Genomic DNA, 20,535 nt, shown 5'->3' on the forward strand with positions numbered 1-20,535 from the left:
AAGGTATCGGTCGGCTTCGCTTTCGCTGGTAAGGACGGCAAATATAACCCCCAAACGTTGTTCGCCGCCGCCGACGAAGCGCTTTACTGCGCCAAGAACCGAAAAATATTTCCCGCCGACTAGGCTGCCGCATCAAAAGGCCAGTGTTTCCCATGTCGAATGTTCCTCGCGGAACGACTACTGTTGGGGAGCGTCTGGAACGCCAGCTTTTTTAAGGGAAAACGCGAATGGCCGCCATCGAGGCCGCGGATAATTTTTTCCATTTCGCCTACCGTTCTGCCAGGGGGATAATCACTTCCCGCTTGACTTGGCCCGTTTTGTTTCTTAATTGTTCCGTATTCGTTCCCAGAACAGGATAGTGGACATGCTCACGCAAAAGCAACATGAATTGCTGTGTTTCATCGATGACAGGCTCAAGGATAGCGGCGTTTCCCCCTCGTTCGAGGAAATGAAGGAGGCGCTGGGCCTGAAGTCGAAATCCGGCATTCACCGGCTGATCAGCGCGCTCGAGGAGCGGCACTTCATCCGCCGCCTGCCCAACCGGGCGCGCGCTTTGGAAGTGTTGAAGCTGCCCGAGGGCGGCGTCCACGAAACCACCCATTCCAATGTCATTGCCCTGCACCCCGAAACCACGGTGCGCGAAGTGATTTCCAATCCTGCCCCGGCGGCGAACAATGATGTTATCGAAATTCCCTTGCACGGCCGGATCGCTGCTGGTGCGCCGATTGAGGCGATGGAAGGCCAGTCGGCGCTCAGCGTTCCGGCGGCCCTGCTTGGTCCCGGCGAACATTATGCGCTGGAAGTGTCCGGTGACTCGATGATCGACGCCGGTATTCTCGACGGCGATTATGCGCTGATCCAGAAAACCGAAGTGGCGCGCGATGGCGAGATTGTCGTGGCGCTGATCCACGACGAAGAAGCCACGCTGAAATATCTGCGCAAGGAAAATGGGCGGATCCGCCTCGACCCGGCCAATGCCGCTTATGCGCCGCAAATATATGGCGAGGGTGAAGTGCGCATTCAGGGCAAGATGGCCGGATTGCTGCGCCGCTACTAGTTCCGGTTGCCCCGTTTGTCGCCTTTGGCCTCACCGCTGCGATAGCGGGTCCACACATGCCTGCCGGTCCAGTCTAGTGCGGTGGATATTTTCTGATTTTCCAGATCGATGGTCATGCCGCCGACCTGCGCCAACAGGTTCCGGTCGGCCTTGAGCCAGCGCGGCTGACAGCTTGCCGGCAGCCATCTCTCGCTGACCACGATATCCGCGCGGCGACAGGCCGCCGACAGCGCCAGAGCGGAAATATAGTGGGAACTGCGGGTCGCCAATATCTGCCAGTCGCGCCCGTCCTTGCGCAAGGTGACGAGACAGGCGTCGGCATTGCAATCGGCATTGGGCCAGTCTTCCAGCGCCTGCGAATCCCCTTCCACTCCGGCATTTTCCCGGATCATGTCGCGAATAAAGTCACCGCTGCGGCTGCGCAGCATCGCCAGTTCTCCCCGATCATTGCGAATAGCGACATGGCGGCCGTCACCGGTAATATAGAGATCGGGCGCGCGGGTCGTCGCGATGACCAGCGCTCCGATCAGCGCCGGCACCAGCCCCCAATAGCGCCAGCGCTCCCGCCACAGGCAGAGCCACAGGCCGCCGAGCAACACGAAACCGAAGGCGATCACCGGCATGGTCGGCAACATCGTCACCGCGCCGGGTCTGCTCGAGACAAAATGGGCAAGCGCGATCAGGCTGTTCAAGGCCTTTTCACAGGCCCACCAGACCGGCGCACCGAGACCAACACTGTCCAGCACCAGAGCCAGCGCCTCCAGCGGCATGATCACGAAGGTGGTCAGCGGAATAGCGATGATATTGGCCAGCGCGCCATAAAGCCCGGCCTTGTGAAAATGGTAGAGCGCAATCGGCATCAGCGCGATTTCGACCACCAGACCGGTCAGGAACAGCGAATATATGAACCGCCCGACGCGGCGCATCACAGACTCCTCGCGCAGCATGAACAGCGCCTTGATCCGCGGATGTTCGTGCAGGGCAATGATCGCGGTAACCGCCGCAAAACTGAGCTGGAAGCTCGGCCCGACCAAAGCCTCGGGCCAGAAGATCAATACGAATAGCGCGCCCGCCGCGACCATCCGCAAGGTGATCGCGCTGCGCCCCATCATCAGCGCGACCAGCACCAGCAGGGCCGCAACGCAGGCCCGGATCGTCGGCACCTGCGCGCCGGTCATCAGCGTATAGGCAACCGCCGCCAGCGCCGCGCATGCAGCCGCCACGACCGGCAACCGGAAGCGCAGCGCCAGCGGCGGCGACAGAGCGAGCGACTTGAGCACCAGCAGATAGATGGCGCCGACCACCGCCGTAACATGCAGCCCGCTGATCGACAGCAGATGCGCCAGACCGCTGCGCCGCATCGCTTCGGCGTCCGCTTCGTCGATTGCGCCGCGATCCCCGGTGGCCAGTGTCGCACCAATCGCACCGGCAGCGCCGGACATCTGCGACTGGACATGAGCCGACAGCTGCTGCCGGTAACGCGACAGGGCGAAAAGCGGATCGGCGGGTTGCAATATCCTGATCTCGCCCAGCGCCTGCCCGGTCGCGCCAAGCCCCAGGAACCAGGCGCGTTCGGAAAAATCATAAGCGCCGGGCAGCGCCGGCATCGCCGGTGGCATCAGCCGCGCGCGCAGCTGGATCAGCGCCCCGTCCTGCAGGTCGGGATCGGCCTGTTCGAGCGGCACATTCACCCGCACCCGCGGCGGCAGCCCGGGATTTTCGCCGGTGCGCAGCGTCAGCCGGACCATGTTGCGCGCCAGAACCGGTTCGACCCGCTCGATCTCGGCGTTGAATATGGTGACCAGCGGCCGTTCCAGCACCGGCGCAGCCACGCTCCACGAGCGAAACCAGATCAGCGCGCAGCCGATCGCAGCCAGCAGCGCGAACCAGAACAAAGCCTTGCCGGCCCGCAGCTCGCGCGCGGTCATCGCGGCAAACAGGCCAAGCCCGCCGCACAGGCTGACCAAGGCCAGTGACCAGGCGAAATTGGCCAGAACATACCAGGACGCGATTCCGCAGCCGAGCGCCACCGGCACCCAAAGCGGCAACTGGTCCCGCTCCCGCTCGAGCAGGTTTTCGAGCTTTTGCAGCGGCTGTTTGTCGCGCCAGAAATCAGACAATTGTCGTGGATGAAACAGCATGCTAAGGGCGACAGCAAGCGGTCCGGAACCGGTGCCTCTGGCGCTCTTCGGGCTCACTCTTTCCCGCATTTTAAAAACCTATCACAGGGACAAAGCCAGCGTGAATTCAAAAGATACCGATCAGCCGAAACAGACAAATGCGGTCGTCACCCGCTTTGCCCCCTCGCCCACCGGATTTCTGCATATCGGCGGCGCCCGTACGGCGATGTTCAACTGGCTGTTTGCCCGCCATCATGGCGGAAAAGCGCTGCTGCGCATCGAGGATACCGACAAGGCGCGCTCGACCCAGGAAGCGATTGATGCGATTTCCGAAGGGCTCGAATGGCTGGGTCTCGACTGGGATGACGAAACGGTCTTCCAGTCCGAACGCGCTGAACGCCATGCCGAAGTCGCCCATGAATTGCTGGCATCGGGCAATGCCTATAAATGTTTTGCCACCCCGGAAGAGCTGACCGCGATGCGCGAGCTGCAGCGAGCCGAGAAAAAGCCGATGCGCTATGATGGCCGCTGGCGTGACCGCGATCCGTCGGAAGCACCGGAAGGCGCGCCGTTCGTGATTCGCCTGAAAACCGAAACCGCTGGCAAGGTAACCATCCCGGACATGGTGCAAGGCGATGTCTCGGTCCAGAATGGCGAGATTGACGACTTCATCCTGCTGCGCTCCGACGGTTCGCCCACCTATATGCTGGCGGTCGTAGTCGACGATCATGACATGGGCGTCACCCATTTGATTCGCGGCGATGACCATCTCAACAACGCGTTCCGGCAGCTGGCGCTGATTCGGGCGATGGGCTGGGCGGAACCGGTCTATGCGCATATCCCGCTGATTCACGGCAATGACGGCGCCAAATTGTCCAAACGGCATGGCGCGCTGGGTGTCGAAGCCTATCGCGACATGGGCATATTGCCAGACGCGATGTTCAACTATCTGCTGCGCCTCGGCTGGGGCCATGGCGATGACGAGATCATCTCCCGGGCGCAGGCGATCGAATGGTTTGCGCTGGAAGGCGTCGGCAAATCGCCCTCGCGCTTTGACACGAAAAAGCTGCAAAATCTGAACGGCCATTATATGCGCGAGGCCCTTGACGCAGACCTGGTGCGGCTTGCCACGCCCTGGATCGAGCAGGATTTGGGCCATTCCTTGTCCGCTTCCGACAGCGATTTGCTCGGCCGAGCGATGCCAGTTTTGAAGAGCCGGGCGAAAAATCTGCTCGAATTGGCCGAAAGCAGTCTTTTTCTCTTTAAAAAACGCCCACTTGGCCTCGACGAGCGGGCAGAGAATCTGCTAGACGCTGACGCACGGACCTTGCTTAAATCGATTCACCTTGGCTTGACTGATCTGGAAGACTGGACACTCGAGGCAACGGAAGAAGTTATAAAAGCGATCGCGGAGTCTGCCGAATTGGGGTTAGGAAAGCTCGCACAACCTATGCGCGCGGCACTGACGGGAAGCACCAGTTCACCCGGAATTTTTGATGTCCTGATACTTCTCGGCAAAGAAGAGTCATTGGGGCGTCTTGCAGATCAAATAGAAAAAACCTGAGCATCAGGAGCAGAAAGGACAATATCGTGAGCGATAACGCAAAATTCAGCATCAATGGGGAAAATTACGAATATCCCATTCTGACGGGCACCACCGGCCCCGACGTCGTCGATATCCGCAAATTATACGGTCAGACCGGCGCGTTCACTTATGATCCGGGCTTTACCTCGACCGCCAGCTGCGAATCCGAACTGACCTTCATCGATGGCGGCGAAGGTGTGTTGCTGCACCGCGGCTATCCGATCGAACAGCTCGCCGAGAACAGCAGCTTCATGGAAGTCGCCCATCTTTTGCTCCGTGGCGAATTGCCATCTGCGGATGAATTTGCCGATTTCAACAACACGATCACCCGTCACACGATGGTGCATGAGCAGTTGCGCGGCTTTTACCAGGGTTTCCGCCGCGATGCCCATCCGATGGCGATCATGTGCGGCGTGGTCGGCGCGCTGTCGGCTTTCTATCATGACAGCACCGACATCAACGATCCGGCGCAACGGATGATCGCCAGCCACCGTCTGGTCGCCAAGATGCCGACCATTGCTGCCATGGCTTATAAATATTCGATCGGTCAGCCCTTTGTCTATCCGGACAACGAGCTGTCCTATACCGGCAATTTCCTGCGCATGACCTTTGGCGTTCCGGCCGAGGAATATGTCGTGAACCCGGCGATTGAAAAGGCCATGGACCGGATTTTCATCCTCCACGCCGATCATGAGCAAAATGCCTCAACCTCGACCGTCCGGCTTGCCGGCTCGTCGGGAGCCAACCCCTTTGCCTGCATCGCAGCGGGCATTGCCTGCCTCTGGGGCCCCGCGCATGGCGGTGCCAATGAAGCTGCGCTCAACATGCTGAAGGAAATCGGTCATCCCGATCGCATTCCGGAATATATCGCACGCGCCAAGGACAAGGACGATCCGTTCCGGCTGATGGGCTTTGGCCACCGGGTTTACAAAAATTACGATCCGCGTGCATCAGTGATGCAGGAAACCGTCCGCGAAGTCTTCGAAACGCTGAAGGTCAAGGATCCGGTATTCGAGGTGGCGCTGCAGCTGGAAGAAATGGCGCTCAACGATCCCTATTTCATCGAGAAGAAGCTGTTCCCGAACGTCGATTTCTATTCCGGTATCATCCTGTCGGCGATCGGTTTCCCGACCTCGATGTTCACCGTATTGTTCGCCCTCGCCCGCACCGTCGGCTGGGTCGCCCAGTGGAACGAGATGATCTCCGATCCAGGCCAGCGTATCGGTCGGCCGCGTCAGCTCTACACCGGCCCGACCAAGCGCGACTATGTGCCGATCGACAAGCGCTAGGAAATATAGCTATTGTGGGAAAGGGGAGCAATTTCGCTCCCCTTTTTTATGACTTTTTCCGTTCCGGAAGCGACAATGTGAAGGTCGCGCCTTCGCCGGCCTTGCTGTCTACCGTCAGACTGCCGCCCATCGCCCGCGCCAGTCGGCGAGAGATGAACAGTCCAAGGCCACTGCCACCGTCGCCGGATCGGCCCAGACGTTCGAATTTCTCGAAAATCCGCTCCTGATCTTCCGCGGCAATGCCATCACCGTGATCGGTCACGGAAATGCGGGCAAAGCCCGGTTCGGCAGAAACACGCAGCTTGATCACCGAACCATCCGGCGAATAGCGGATCGCGTTGCCAATCAGGTTCACGAGAATTTGCAGCGACCGGCGAAATTCGCCGCAGGCAGGAAGTTTCTCCCCCTCGTCCGGAAGCTCTATGCGTATCTGGTGGTCCGCCGCCTTGACCGCTAGCAGGCCGGCTGCGCGGTGGGCGAGATCAACCAGATCGATATCATCCCCGGCAACCGTGAATTCCGGGCGTTCGATCGCCTCCAGATCGGAAAGGTCATTGACCAGATCGAGCAAATGCCGCCCGGCGGAGGCAATATCCTTGGCATAGCTGGCATAGTCGCCGCGCAGCGGACCTTCCAGCTTGCTGCTGATCGTTTCCGCGTTCGCGATGATCTTGCCGAGCGGCTGGCGCAGGGCCGGGCCCAGCTGCGAGCCGAACAGACTGTCGCTGATCAGTTTTCCGCTGGCACGTTTTATATCGGTACCGCTGGCTGGCTGATCATCTGGCACCGCAACTGGCGCCTCATCCGGCGTCGCCGTGAAACGATAGCCGGCGAACAGGCCCGCCTTGTCGATCAGCGGATATCCTTGCAGCACAAACAGGCGCTGCGCTTCTATTTTCTGCCGCATCCGTTGATTCCGGATTGGTTGGCGCTCCGCTACTGCCTCAAGCAATCTTGCGTTTGCCGACGCTGGAATCACATCATATATATCGAGCAGAGACCGGCCAATGACATCGAAATCCTGGGCGGCCTTTCCGGGCATTTGCTGGGCAATGATCCGCAGCGCCGCGTCGGTCCTGATCGCGCCCCGGCCTTCCAGCCGGTCAAAATCACGCTCACGAGCCGGATCAATCTTGTCGCTCTCGTCATAAGCATATTCTTTCCAGTCGATGATCGAAAGACTGAGCGCATTTGCTTTCTCCGGTGAGGCAAGCCGTGTTTCTACCCACATTTCAATACGGGATTCATCATCCGACGCCTGGACCGGACGCGACAGGTTCATGCCCAGCCGCCGGCTGAGACGGCACAGCTCGGCCAGTTCGGGGACCGCCAAAGGCCCGCCTTCCTTGCCGCCACAGCGCAAATGGAGCCGCATGAGCAGCGGATCAGCCGACAGCAGCAAGCCATCGACATCCACTTGCCCACGCACCGGCTCGGCCAATTTGCGCGCCGTGGTCATTTTCCCTGATCGCTCAAATAGTCAGCGGAAAGAACCCGTTCGGCATTCTGGTAAGCATGAGGAGATGCCCAGCGCGAAACCAGCGCCAAACACCGGTCCCGATCCGTCTCGCCATAGGTTGCTGCAGTCAGAATATGGTCGCCGCCATCAAGCGCGGCAAATATCGACAATGCTTCCTGTACGGGGAAATCTGCCGCGCGCATCACAACGACAAATCGCGCCATATTCGGCTCGGCCGTGAAGGCGACGATCTGGTCGCTGGTCAAGCCGGATTGCCGGGCCAGCCGGGCAACAAACAGCGACAGGCCATCTCTCATCGGATGGGGAAAGGGATCCTGTTCCGTCCTCGACTGGTGGAGCAACTGGGCAAGGCGCTCTGCCTTGCGCGCCACGCCAGCACTCTCGTCATGCGCGGCGAGCAGCCGTTCCGTCGCCTGCTGCAGTTGCAAGCCGGGGAACCCGGAAAGTCTGGCAAGCGCGGCCGTAACTGGCCAGACAAAGGCATAAGCAATTTCCGGTGACAAATCTTCAAGACTGGCGGCAATTTCGCCTGCGGCACCGGTGGTCTTGGATTGCGCAACCAGCAAGCCCATGGCGGCTTCGGCAACCAGCGGATCGTCATGATCCAGATGCCGGGTCAGCGTTGATTCAAGATCTTCCTGCGAAATTTTCTGCAGCAATCTTGCCGCCAGCTCGCTTTGCTGTGTTTTGACAAACAGATGCTCGACGATGTCGACCGTCTTCAGCAAACCGCTATGTTCCAGCACGGGAAAGCTCTGGCCTTCACCGCCCTGTGCGATTGTCTGGAATATTTCCTGGCTGACGCCCATATCCTGGGTCGCAATCAGGCAGATGCGTCTTTCAATCTGACCGACGACGCTGCGCAGATATTGCTGCGCATTGGATCGCATGCGGTCATTGAAAACCACGTCGGTTCTGGGAAACAGGGCCTGAGCAAAATCATCAGCCACAAAAGCGGCTTTGTCGGCCAACGCAGTCGCGTGCCGGATAATATCATGGTGCTTGGATCGGTCCATCGGAAAAACTCGTTGTGCCATAACTAGGCCGTACGCTAATGTGGTTAACAAGCCGCTAAGTCGAATATTCCGCTATTCCTCTTGAAAGTCAGACCTTTTCATCGAATTTTTTGGTCAAATAACGGTCGAGAACGAGAGACAGGCCAGAATATAGCGCAGCGGCGTAGATGCCATAAGTTATCGGCCCAAAAATACTGACCAGCAGCAAGATCAGCAGCACCAATCGCATATCCGGCTTTATCAGCGCCAGACGAATGGCGCCCGGCTCGCCCCTCAAAAGCAGGAGATGCGCGAGCAGCAAGATCAGAATCACCAGATTTGGCGCCGATGTCAGCGCATCAGAGGCTTGCAGCAAGAGAATTGCGACACCGGTTGCCACGAGCCCATCCAGCGCCAGCCCGGTCCAGTCCCGGCCTTTCACAACATTGTCAAATTGCACCATTGATGTCCGGGTAAATTGCGCGATGCTGCCGATAAAAAACAGGGTCAGCGCAGCGACGGATTCACCGAAACCAGCCGTCAAAATGCCCGTAATTCCTGCGGCCAAAGAACAAATCTGCAGATATTGCGGTGCCGCTCTTTTTCTCCATAGCCTCGGCAAGCTGCGCTTGATCAGGGGACGCAACAGAAAGCGGTTCAGAAAATTGTCCTTTTCAACCGGCATTTCTTTCAACTTGCGCCGCGTAAATTGCGCCGCGCTGACTTCGCTTTGGATATGAGATATCGCGCCGGAACCCATTCTGCGATCCGAGATGATCGCGCGCGGACAATCGGCCTGAACCGCAGTTCTGAGCAAAGCCGAGCCGATCTCCCATTCGTCCGGAATATCGATCATCGCAACCAGCCGCGATGCGTTGAGCGAAACGATGCCAAGCCAGCGCTGGTTGAGGTCGATACGCTCAAATTCCTGATATTCCTCGGCATGCAGCACGGTGAACAGCAATTCCTGCGGTACTCCGCTCAGCTGATCGACAATCTCTGCATTGGGGAGAATGCCGTCGGCCATATAGATGATATGATCCTCGTCACTCGCATATTGGACCAGCTCGCTGGGGCTGCGGACATATTCTGCGTCCAGTCCCTGCTGCTTCATCGCATCGATCTTCTGCAAAAGCGCGCCATGGGTTACCGGACACAGGAAGATGAATTTCTCGCAGCCGAAGCGTTGCGCGGCATTGATCTGCAAATCGAGCAGCGTACCGGCGAACAACGGCAACAGGGCGATCGGCCCGTGTCCGTCGAGATCGTCTTTTGCTAGAGAAATCAATGCCAGTTTCACGAAATTTTGGGTCCCGAACGATGAAGAGGAAGTGTGTTCCTATCCATAGATGGTGGCGTCCGGTCATGCCAAGCGATATTCTGGTGATTGAGCCGCGTTCAGCGTCTCGCCAACGGCATATCAGTCCCGATGGGCCTCTACTGTGGAAACGGCGCGTTCCAGTTTCCGCAATATCACCGGGTCGCCCGGCGCGGAATGGGCGGCTTCATCAGCCAGCTGCAGGATCTTGGTCGCGGAGAAACTCGCGGCCAGCCCCTTCAGACGCCATGCGGCATATTCCCAATTGGCATCGCAACGTGCTCTTCCGAGCAGGTCAACCTGCCGCCTCGCACTTTCCAGAAACGCCGCACGCAATTCCGCGATGAGGGGCTGATCGTCCCCCACTGCAGCCGTTAGAGCGGCATCCAAAGCCCCATAATCAAATGACATTTCTATCGTTTACACGCGATATGGTTAACTTATGGTTTCTATGATCTGATATTGTGTTAAATAGTGACCATGGCAGGAGAATCTAAGATTATCGGGATGTGGCGCGACCGGGATGGAAATTCCGGCGACGACCAATCGGAAACAACCGCAAGCGTGGAGCGTGAAGCGCGCGCGCACGAAGCAAAATCGCACGATTTTCCTGATGAAAATCAGCAAAATAGCGACAATTCTTCGGAAGACGACTGGAACCATTATGCCGATGACATCGCCTCGGCCCCTGCCCGCACCCGCTTCCTGCCGCTGCTGTTGCTGGTGGTTTCCGCGCTCGGCTGGACCGGATTTTTCCTCTGGGCCAACCGCGACATTTTTACCACAATGCCGACAGCCAAGGCCGGAATCGACCTGCTGACCCAATGGTGTCTGCCGATGATCACGCTCGGCATTGTCTATCTGCTCTATATGCGCAACAGCACGCGGGAAGCTGGCCGCTTTGCCGATGTCGCCTTTTCGCTGCGCGCCGAGTCCGAATTGCTCGAGACCCGTTTGAAGACGGTCAACAATGAACTCAGTGTCGCGCGCGAATTTCTGAGCCAGGAAAGCCGGGAACTGGAGTTTCTGGGAGAACAGTCCTCGGGCAAGCTGACCACCGCCGCTGGCCTGATCCGGAAATCTCTGGAAGATGGTCTTGGCAAAATGCAGAAGCTGGATGATGTTGGCGGTACCGCCTACAAGAATCTCGAACAGCTGCGCGACCATTTGCCGGTGGTGATCAGCACCGCCAAGGACGTGACCAACCAGATTGGCAATGCCGGACGAACCGCCCAGACCGAAATGGCGGCGATGGTTTCGACGCTCCAGAGAATCGGCGAAGTCGGTTTGGCTGCCCAGCAGAGCCTCGTTGCATTGACGGACAAATCCGCCCTGTCGGTAGAAAATCTTGCGGTCGAAGCAGAGCATATCAAAGTCAGCCTGGCGGAACAGCTCCACGAAGCAGAAGCCGGATCGAACCAGCTGACCGCCTTGCTGCGGAAAACAACGTCGGAAACCGTCGAGGCCATCCACAAAACACGGGCGCGGCTGGCCACCGAAGCGTCGGAATCGACCCTGGCCATGCGGGCAGACCTTGATGCGCTGGAAACGGCGCTGGCCAGTGCCGGGAAAATTGCTGATGTTGAGGAAGGCCGGCTGAAAACACTGGCAGCGACCCTCAACCAGAATATCTCCGACATCGCGGAGAACGTCAAGAATCTCGACAGTGAAAGCGGCGAAAAAACCGCGAAACTGGCCTTTGCCATGTCGGCGATGGAACAGAATAGTGCCGCTTTGCAGCTGTCGCTGGAAAATGGCTATGGCGTCGCCGATGGCATGATCGAGCGGATGGAGAGATTGCTTGTCGCACTCGACAGCAGCGCCCGGGAAATGGACGAAACCCTGCCCACTGCTTTCGAACGGGTGTCGGAGCAATCGAAGGAAAGCCTGGCGCTATACGGTCAGATCGCCAGCAAAGCCCGCCAGGCGCAGGAAGATGCCGGCAGAGTGGCACAACAGGTTGCCCAAACCGACCATTCGATCAGCCAGCAGCAGGAAAAGATCAGCCAATTGCGCGACGCCAGTGACGATGCGAGCACATCCATTGTTGAGCAAATTGACGACATTTCGAAAGCCATTGAGGCGGTGCGCGAACAGAATGAAGCTTTGGCCGAAAGCGCCGGCGAAAAGATGATCAGCGCACTTTTGCGGGTGAAGGAAACCGCCACGCAGGCTTCCGAACATTCCCGGCAAGCGCTCGAAAGTTCCATTGCCGGTTCGACGGATGCTTTTGAAAAAATGAGCGAAGAAGCGTTGAATCGGATTATCGACGACAAGATCGCCTCAATCGCACCGAAACTGGAACGGGCGGTATCAAGCGCGGTTGCAACGACCCAGTCCACCGCGGCCCATCTCACCGATCAACTGGCCGCAATCGAGGACATGACCATCAAATTGGAGCAGCGCATCCTGTTTGCCAAGGAAAAGGCCGAGCAAAGCAGCGACGAGAATTTCACCCGGCGGGTGGCACAGCTGACCGAGTCGCTCAATTCCATCTCGATTGATGTCGGGAAAATCCTGTCCAATGATGTCACCGACACCGAATGGGCAGCCTATCTGAAAGGCGATCGCGGCATTTTCACGCGGCGGGCCGTGCGCTTGCTCGACGGACGGGAAGTACGCGAAATCCTTGCGCAATATTCCGGCAATGACGAATTCCGCGAGCATGTGAACCGCTACATCCATGATTTCGAAGCAATGCTGCGCGGTGTCCTAGCCACCCGTGATGGCAGCGCCGTCAGCGTGACCCTGCTGTCATCGGACGTCGGCAAGCTTTATGTTGCGCTGGCTCAGGCGATCGAGCGGTTGCGCAGCTAGGATCAGACGTCTTTCATCCGTTCCCGGCTATTGAAGAAATCAATCGTGTCCATGTTGAGCCAGCCATAGATATAGTTGAGATAGAATAAGCCGAACCCGGCTGTCGCCAGCAGCGTGGTCAGCAAAAGGATCCGCCAGGGCCGGAAATTGACCGGCGCGCCATCCGACTGGCCTTCCACCATTTTTGCACCGGTTTCATGATGGCTGCGGATTCCTATCGGCAGGATGATGAACAGGGCTGTTACCCAGAAAAGGACGTAGATCGCCACAACGGAGTAAATTTGCATGGCCTGCTATGCCTCCACAGTGAGCACCGAAACGATCGGTTTCTTGCCCGTCCACTCGGTCGCGCTGCGACGAACCAGCAGGCGAATCGCTTCGTTGAACTTGTCGATATTGCCCACCGGACTGGAATATTTGGCAATGATCTTGTCGATCACTTCATCAAGAAAATCAGCTTCGTCTTCCTCCAGCGGTACGCCATGCATTTTCATCACGGGTTGCCCGAATATCTTGCCCTTGTGGTCCAGGCCGATTGCCACCGAAATCATTCCGTTATGCGCTGTCTTGCGCCGATCGTTCAGAGTTTTGCCGTCCGCCGGGATGATCACATCGCCATCCACGACCAGACGCCCGGTGCGTTCTTGGCCCAATATTTTCGGTCCATTGGGGGCCAGTCGCACGACATCGCCATTTTGCTGGAATATCGCTTTCGGAACGCCCTGTTCGAGACCAAAGCGAACCTGGGTCTTCATATGGCGGATTTCACCATGGACCGGGACCAATATTTCCGGCCTGATCCATTTATACATTTGTGCCAGTTCCGGTTGACCGGGGTGACCCGAAACATGAATATGTTCCTGACGCTCGGTGATCATGACGACACCCTTGGCCGCCAGCTGGTTCTGGATCCGGCCAATCGCAATTTCATTGCCGGGAATCTGCTTTGACGAGAACAGCACATGATCGCCTTCGGACAGTTTGATCTGATGGCTATCACCGGCAATCCGGCCCAGCGCCGCCCTCGCCTCACCCTGGCCGCCAGTGGCAATGATCATCACATCACCGCGCGGCAGGCTCATCGCCTCCTGAAAATCGATCGTAGGCGGAAAATTCTTGAGATAGCCATTTTCTTTGCAATTCTCGATGATCCGGTCGAGCGAACGGCCGGCGACGCAAAGCTTCCGTCCGGCATGGATGGCGACTTCGCCCAGAGTCTGCAGCCGGGCAGCGTTGGAGGCAAAGGTCGTCACCACGATCCGTGTGTCGATATCGTCCACCACCCGCATCAGGTTGCGGCGGACTTCGCCTTCCGACCCGGATGCCTTGTCATTGAAGACATTGGTCGAATCGCAGACCATGGCGAGTATGCCTTCATCACCGATTTTGGTAAAATCTTCCGGGGTCGACGGCACACCAAGAACCGGCTCATCGTCCAGCTTCCAGTCGCCGGTATGGAAAATCCGGCCATATGGCGTGTCGATCAGCATCGCATTGCCTTCGGCAATAGAGTGCGCGATCGGCAGATAGCGGAATCCGAACGGCCCGAGATCAAAACTGCCTGAATTGGGGATGATGTTGAGCTTGACCTCGCGTTCCAGACCAACCTCTTCCAGTTTGCGGCGGATCAGGCCTGCGGTGAACGGGGTCGCGAACAGGGGAACATCGAGATCAGCAGCAAAATAAGGAACCGCGCCGATATGATCTTCATGACCATGGGTCAGCACGATACCGAGCAAATCTTTCCGGTGCTTCTCGATAAATTCGAGATCGGGCAGAATCAGGTCAATCCCCGGATAGCTCGGGTCAGCAAAGGTCATGCCGAGATCGACCATCACCCACTTGCCATCACAGCCGTATAGATTCACATTCATACCGATTTCGCCGGACCCGCCGAGGGCCAGGAAAAGAAGCTCTTTTTTTGGTTTTGTCATGAAGCGTGTGTTGCTCGCTGATAGAGGAAATGCAGGCCCTGAAGAGTCAGGTCCGATTCCAGATGGTCAAAAACATCTGTATGTTCGTCAAAAAGTACGGCTAATCCGCCGGTAGCAATGATTTTTGTGGGGCGGCCAATTTGCGCCTTTGTGCGCTCCACTAGCCCTTCGATCATCGCAACATAACCCCAGAAAATGCCGATCAGCATCTGGCTCTCGGTGGTGGTGCCAATGACATTTTCATCTTCCGGAGATTCCAGCGCGATGCGCGGCAATTGTGCGGTTTTTCCAACCAGGGCATCGAGCGAAAGATTGATGCCGGGAGCGATGATACCTCCCTTATAGGCGCCTTCATAGTCGGCCACATCGAAAGTGGTCGCGGTACCGAAATCGATGATGACGATGTCCTGCTTATATTTCTGATGCGCCGCGATCACGTTGAGCACCCGGTCGGCCCCGACGCTATCGGGTTGCTCGACGTCGAGCGCAATGCCCCATTCCACTGCGCCACGACCAGCGATCAGCGGGGTCACGCCAAAATATTTTTCCGAAAGGACCGTCAGATTATGCAGTGCGCGCGGGACAACGGTGCCAATGATCACCGCCTCGACGGCGCCCAGTTCCAGACCCTCCAGTTGGAGCAGCTGCCTGAGCCATACGACATATTCATCTGCGGTGCGCCGGGCGTCTGTAGCGATCCGCCAGCGCGCACGAATGTCCTCTCCGTCGAAGAGGGCGAATACAACATTGGTATTTCCGGCATCAATGGCCAAAAGCATGGGCGAATCGTCTTTCTATTCGATGAAAATATCACCAGCGCGTATGTCGATAAGCGTTCCGTCGGTTTTTCTCAAGCGCAGCGCACCGTCTGCATCCAGGCCGGCAAATTCTCCGGTAATTTTTTCGCCGCCATCGTCACTTGTCGTCACGACCGTACCAACCGGATGCGCCAGACTCTGCCATTTCGCCAGTATATGCGCCAGGCCTGCTTTGCGCCAAAGGTTTACGCATGATTCAAATTCTCTCGATAACATGTCGAGCAAGCCAGCGGCGTCTATTGCTGCGCCTGCCGCTGCCAGACTGGTCACCGACCGGCCCGCGACTTCAGGGGCGATAGCGACGTTGACGCCGATGCCGACCACCGCCTGATCCTTGACCCGCTCCAGCAGAATGCCGCAGATCTTGGCGTCCGACACGAGAATGTCATTCGGCCATTTCAACAGCATCGGCACATCGGGCAGAAAGTAACGAATGGCTTGGTAAACTGCCATTCCGGCGACAAAAGACAAGGAGGAAGGCGCTGGGTCGGCGGGACGTATATCGATCACCGTGCTGCAATAGAGATTGCCTTGCGGGCTTTCCCATTTGCGGCCCCGACGGCCGACGCCGCCGGTTTGTTGCATCGCCCGCAGCCAATAGCCTTCCGGCGCGCTGCCCGTCAGGGCCAGCGCTTTCAGGTCCGCATTGGTTGATGCGGTTTCGGCAACGGTCTCTATCGAAATAGTCAGAAAAGCGACGCCGCAGCAGCGGTAGTGATCGGGGCCATAAATGGTATCGCCAGATAGCCCAGCGGCGATACGAACAGCGCCAGCAGCGCAATCAGTCCATTTTCGGTCTTGTGGCCCGTGGCAACAATTTCACCAGCAGGATCGTCAAAATAGATGATCTTGACGACCTTGATATAATAAAAGGCACCGATGACCGAGGCGGCAATACCGATCACTGCCAGCGGCAACATGCCTGCGGCAACGGCCGCGTCAAAGACCATGAACTTGCCCCAGAAACCGAACAGGGGCGGAATACCGGCCAGCGAGAACATGAATATCGCAAAGGCCGCGGCAAGACCGGGACGGGTTTGCGACAATCCGGCCAGACTGGACAGGCTTTCCAGCGGCTTGCCGTCCTTGTCGCGCATTTCGAGCACACAGATGAAGCTGCCCAACGTCATCGCGACATAGATGGCGAGATAGAACAGCATCGCCGAAATGCCCTGCGCGGTGCCGGTTGCGAGACCGATGAGCAGGAAGCCGACATTGTTGATCGAGCTATAGGCCAGCAGTCGCTTGATATTCTGCTGTCCGATGGCGGCAACCGCACCAAGAATGATCGACGCCAGTGCGACGAACACGATTATCTGCTGCCAGGCCGAAGTCTGACCGCCAAAGGCCTCGATAATCACCCGCGCGGTCAGCGCAACAGCGGCCACTTTCGGGGCACTGGCAAAGAATGCGCTGACCGGCGTCGGTGCGCCTTCGTACACGTCGGGCGTCCACATATGGAACGGAACCGCGCTGATCTTGAACGCCAGACCGGAAAGCACCAGCACCAGCCCGATCAGCGGACCGGTCGACAGATCGCCGCTCAGCGTTTCACCAATCACTGCAAAGCTGGTCGAACCGGCAAAGCCGTAAACCAGCGAAATACCGAACAGCAACATGCCGCTGGCCAGAGCGCCAAGGACGAAATATTTCAGACCAGCTTCGGAAGACCGTATGTCGGTGCGAATGATGCTCGCCAGCACATAAGCGGACAGGCTGTTCAGTTCGAGACCGATATAGAGGGTCATCATGTCGGTCGCCGAGACCATCATGCCCATGCCGATGCAGGCGAACAGGATCAGCACCGGATATTCCGGGCGATATTTGCCGCCGCCCTGAAAGAATCGCGGTGCAACCATCAAGGAGATGATCGCCGCGAGATAAATCAGGAATTTCGCAGCACTGCCAAATGCATCCATGCGATATTGGTCGCTGAATGCCGAGGCACCGTCCTTGAATTCGGGCATATGAGACAGCACCATCAACAGGATCGCTGCGCCGAACAGCGCGGCGGCCGACAATATGGTGACCAGACGTGCTGATTTTTCACCGCCCCAGGCGGCCACCATCAACAGGATCAGGCTCGACACCGTGAGAAAGATTTCTGGCGAGACCAGCCAAAGGGAATTTCCGATATCCATCAGTGTGCCTCCCCCTGGGCATGGTCTTTGGCGATGGCTTTCGCCTCACCCATTTTGAGATGCGCGTCGCCTTCCGGTGCGGCGCGGTCGATGCGCGCAACCAGCGCCCCGACGTCGCCACGGATCGGCGCCATGAAGCTTTCCGGATAGACACCCATCCACATCACGGCAGCGGCTATCGGTGCAAGCAGCGCGATTTCCCGCACAGACAGATCCGGCATGGCTTTGACATCCTCGTGGACAAGTTCACCGAAGACGACCCGGCGATAGAGATAGAGCATATAGCCGGCACCCAATATGATACCGGTGGTAGCGACCAGAGTGACCCAGCTGTTGACCTTGTAGAGGCCGACCAGAGAGAGAAACTCGCCGACGAAACCGCTGGTTCCCGGCAGGCCGATCGAGGCCATGGTGAACAGCATGAAGAATATCGCATATTTCGGCATGTTGATCGCCAGTCCGCCGTAACGGTCGATTTCGCGTGTGTGCAGGCGGTCGTAGATCACGCCGACACAGAGGAAGAGCGCGGCGGATACCAGGCCGTGGCTCAGCATCACGATAATCGCGCCTTCAATGCCCTGACGGTTGAACGCGAACAGGCCGAGCGTGACGATCGCCATATGGGCGACGGACGAATAAGCGATCAGCTTCTTCATGTCCTGCTGCACCAGCGCCACCAGCGAGGTGTAAACCACCGCGACCATAGACAGGCCGAAGATCAGCCAGATGAACTGCTCGGACGCTTCCGGGAACATCGGCAGGGAGAAACGCAGGAAACCGTAACCACCCATTTTCAGCAGCACGCCCGCCAGGATCACCGAACCGGCGGTTGGCGCCTGAACATGGGCATCGGGCAGCCAGGTATGGACCGGCCACATCGGCACCTTGACCGCGAAGCTGGCAAAGAAGGCCAGCCACAGCCATGTCTGTGCCTCGGGCGCAAAATCATAGTTGAGCAGCGTCGGAATATCGCTGGTTCCGGCATCCTGCACCATCCACAGCATCGCGATCAGCATCACCACCGAGCCGAGCAAGGTGTAGAGGAAGAATTTGTAACTGGCGTAAATCCGGTTGGCGCCGCCCCAGATACCAATGATCAGATACATCGGGATCAGGCCAGCCTCGAACAATATGTAGAACAGGAAGATATCCTGCGCCGCAAACACGCCGATCATCAGCACTTCCATGAACAGGAAGGCCGCCATATATTCGCCGACCCTGGTCTGGATCGATACCCAGCTGGCGCCGATACAGATTGGCATCAGGAAGACGGTGAGCATGATCAGCATCATTGAAATGCCGTCGATACCCAGCGCCCAGGCAAAGCTGCCGAACAGGTCTGCCCGCTCGACATATTGCCATTGCGGACCGCCAATATCGTAATTGGCCCATAGGACCACGCCCAGCACAAACAGCGCCAGCGTCGTCGCCAGCGCCAGCCAGCGCGCCGCCTGCGCGTTGAGGAACAGACAGATGATCGCTGCCAGCATTGGCAGGCCCATCATCAGCGACAGGATTGGGAAATCAAGCTGGTTCATTAGCTGGCTCCCTGCACGATGATCCAGGTCGCGGCAGCGGCAAGGCCGAGCAGCATGACCAGGGCATAAGTATATAGATATCCACTCTGAAAGCGTTTCATCACGCCCGAGCCGCTGGCGATGACCGAAGCAATGCCATTGGGACCAAAGCGGTCGATCGTGCCTTCGTCACCCGTCTTCCAGAACAGCCGTCCCAGCCAGAACGCGGGGCGGATGAAGATCAGGTGATAGAGCTCGTCGAAATACCATTTGTTGAAAAAGAACTGGTAGAGCGGACTGAATGTTGCAGCCAGCCGTGCCGGACGATCCTTGCCAAAGAAATACAGGAAGATCGCGGTACCAAGACCGGTCAGCATGGCGACGGTCGAGGACAGTTTGACCCAGAGCGGTACTTCATGAATGGCGTGCATCAGATGCTCGTCAAAGGCCAGGCTTCCGGCCCAGAAGGCAGCGCCCTCGGCGGCTTCGACAAATTGATTGTGGAACAGGAAGCCGGCAAATACCGCGCCGGTTGCCAATACGCCCAAAGGAATAAGCATCGTCAATGGGCTTTCATGCGGATGATAGCCGCCGGTGGTATCGGCGCCCGCCTGTTCCGGTGTCTTGTGGACGCTGTGCTGAATATGTTCCGACTGGATCCAGCGCGGCGTGCCCCAGAAGGTCAGGAACATCAGCCGCCAGCTGTAGAAGCTGGTCAGCAAGGCGGCGAGGACACCAATACCAAAGGCGAACTGGCCGACTTCGGTACCGCTGGCAAAGGCCACTTCGATAATCGCATCCTTGGAATAGAAACCGGCAAAACCGCCGAGCCCGATGATACCAACGCCGGTAATCGCCAGGGTTCCGGCCATCATCGCCCAGAAGGTGAACGGGATATGTTTCCGCAGGCCGCCATAATAGCGCATGTCCTGCTCGTGATGCATCGAATGGATCACCGAACCGGCGCCAAGGAACAGAAGCGCCTTGAAAAACGCGTGGGTAAACAGGTGGAACATCGCCGCGCTATAAGCGCCAACGCCGGCGGCGAAGAACATATAGCCGAGCTGCGAACAGGTCGAATAAGCGATCACCCGCTTGATATCATGCTGGACCAGGCCAACCGTGGCCGCGAATATCGCGGTCGACGCGCCGACAATCGTTACAACCATCAGGGCAACCGGGCTGGTTTCGAACATGGGCGACAGACGGCAGACCATGAACACGCCTGCGGTCACCATGGTGGCGGCGTGGATCAGCGCCGACACCGGGGTCGGGCCTTCCATCGCGTCGGGCAGCCATGTGTGCAGACCCAGCTGCGCCGACTTGCCCATCGCGCCGACGAACAAGAGCAGGCAGAGGATGGTCATCGTATCGAGACGCATCCCGGCAAAGGTGATCGTCGATCCGGCCATGCCCGGCGCGGCTTCGAGAATTTCGGGAATCGATACGGTGCCAAAGACCAGG

The 20,535-nt window shown here is 58.0% G+C and carries 16 protein-coding genes; 4 read left to right on the forward strand and 12 right to left on the reverse strand.

What is annotated here, in order from left to right; translation table 11 throughout:
- Positions 1-364 precede the first annotated feature (364 nt).
- Positions 365-1,057, forward strand: coding sequence for a transcriptional repressor LexA (gene lexA, locus V7665_RS09970; protein ID WP_335664387.1), 693 nt, complete (start codon positions 365-367; stop codon positions 1,055-1,057).
- On the opposite strand, the gene V7665_RS09975 is transcribed toward lexA, so the two are convergent.
- A complete protein-coding gene (locus V7665_RS09975) occupies positions 1,054-3,255 on the reverse strand; it encodes a ComEC/Rec2 family competence protein (RefSeq protein WP_335664388.1) in 2,202 nt (733 codons plus the stop codon). The two genes, lexA and V7665_RS09975, sit on opposite strands and share 4 nt — an antisense overlap.
- A 43-nt stretch (positions 3,256-3,298) precedes the next feature.
- Here V7665_RS09975 and gltX point away from each other — a divergent pair, with 43 nt between their 5' ends.
- The gene (gene gltX, locus V7665_RS09980) at positions 3,299-4,741 is read left to right on the forward strand and encodes a glutamate--tRNA ligase (RefSeq protein WP_335664389.1); all 1,443 of its coding nucleotides are present in this window, start codon (positions 3,299-3,301) and stop codon (positions 4,739-4,741) included.
- 26 nt (positions 4,742-4,767) lie between these two features.
- Positions 4,768-6,051, forward strand: coding sequence for a citrate synthase (locus V7665_RS09985; RefSeq protein WP_335664390.1), 1,284 nt, complete (start codon positions 4,768-4,770; stop codon positions 6,049-6,051).
- 46 nt (positions 6,052-6,097) lie between these two features.
- Here the strand turns inward: V7665_RS09985 and V7665_RS09990 are convergent, their stop codons facing one another.
- The 4 genes from V7665_RS09990 to V7665_RS10005 all read right to left on the reverse strand — a co-directional run bounded on the left by V7665_RS09990 (position 6,098) and on the right by V7665_RS10005 (position 10,255).
- Positions 6,098-7,510 (reverse strand): sensor histidine kinase, encoded by a 1,413-nt coding sequence (locus V7665_RS09990; protein WP_335664391.1) that lies wholly within the window; start codon positions 7,508-7,510, stop codon positions 6,098-6,100.
- Positions 7,507-8,547, reverse strand: a complete 1,041-nt coding sequence (locus V7665_RS09995; protein WP_335664392.1) for a hypothetical protein — start codon at positions 8,545-8,547, stop codon at positions 7,507-7,509. Before V7665_RS09995 ends, V7665_RS09990 begins: the two co-directional genes overlap by 4 nt.
- An 88-nt stretch (positions 8,548-8,635) precedes the next feature.
- Positions 8,636-9,826, reverse strand: coding sequence for a hypothetical protein (locus V7665_RS10000; protein WP_335664393.1), 1,191 nt, complete (start codon positions 9,824-9,826; stop codon positions 8,636-8,638).
- Positions 9,827-9,946: 120 nt separating this feature from the next.
- A complete protein-coding gene (locus V7665_RS10005; protein WP_335664394.1) occupies positions 9,947-10,255 on the reverse strand; it encodes an Hpt domain-containing protein in 309 nt (102 codons plus the stop codon).
- Between the two features lie 69 nt (positions 10,256-10,324).
- On the opposite strand from V7665_RS10005, the gene V7665_RS10010 reads away from it, so the two are divergent.
- Entirely contained in the window at positions 10,325-12,661 is a 2,337-nt protein-coding gene (locus V7665_RS10010) for a hypothetical protein (protein WP_335664395.1), read from the forward strand.
- Between the two features lie 2 nt (positions 12,662-12,663).
- On the opposite strand, the gene V7665_RS10015 is transcribed toward V7665_RS10010, so the two are convergent.
- The 7 genes from V7665_RS10015 to nuoL form a co-directional block, all read right to left on the reverse strand.
- Positions 12,664-12,948 (reverse strand): DUF1467 family protein, encoded by a 285-nt coding sequence (locus tag V7665_RS10015; protein WP_335664396.1) that lies wholly within the window; start codon positions 12,946-12,948, stop codon positions 12,664-12,666.
- A 6-nt stretch (positions 12,949-12,954) separates the two neighbouring features.
- Complete coding sequence (locus tag V7665_RS10020; RefSeq protein WP_335664397.1) at positions 12,955-14,595, reverse strand: ribonuclease J; 1,641 nt, start codon at positions 14,593-14,595, stop codon at positions 12,955-12,957.
- The gene (locus V7665_RS10025) at positions 14,592-15,374 is read right to left on the reverse strand and encodes a type III pantothenate kinase (protein ID WP_335664398.1); all 783 of its coding nucleotides are present in this window, start codon (positions 15,372-15,374) and stop codon (positions 14,592-14,594) included. Before V7665_RS10025 ends, V7665_RS10020 begins: the two co-directional genes overlap by 4 nt.
- Positions 15,375-15,389: 15 nt before the next feature.
- Positions 15,390-16,172, reverse strand: a complete 783-nt coding sequence (locus tag V7665_RS10030; protein ID WP_442955210.1) for a biotin--[acetyl-CoA-carboxylase] ligase — start codon at positions 16,170-16,172, stop codon at positions 15,390-15,392.
- Positions 16,100-17,554: an NADH-quinone oxidoreductase subunit NuoN gene (gene nuoN / locus V7665_RS10035; protein ID WP_335664399.1), complete on the reverse strand. Its 1,455-nt coding sequence runs from the start codon at positions 17,552-17,554 to the stop codon at positions 16,100-16,102. Before nuoN ends, V7665_RS10030 begins: the two co-directional genes overlap by 73 nt.
- The gene (locus tag V7665_RS10040) at positions 17,554-19,092 is read right to left on the reverse strand and encodes an NADH-quinone oxidoreductase subunit M (RefSeq protein WP_335664400.1); all 1,539 of its coding nucleotides are present in this window, start codon (positions 19,090-19,092) and stop codon (positions 17,554-17,556) included. Before V7665_RS10040 ends, nuoN begins: the two co-directional genes overlap by 1 nt.
- Positions 19,092-20,535, reverse strand: a 1,444-nt coding sequence (gene nuoL / locus V7665_RS10045; protein ID WP_335664401.1) for an NADH-quinone oxidoreductase subunit L, incomplete at its 5' end; no start/stop codon positions are given. The genes nuoL and V7665_RS10040, both read right to left, overlap by 1 nt.

The organism is Parasphingorhabdus sp. (genome assembly GCF_036964675.1).
In the GTDB taxonomy this organism is placed as follows: Bacteria; Pseudomonadota; Alphaproteobacteria; order Sphingomonadales; family Sphingomonadaceae; genus Parasphingorhabdus.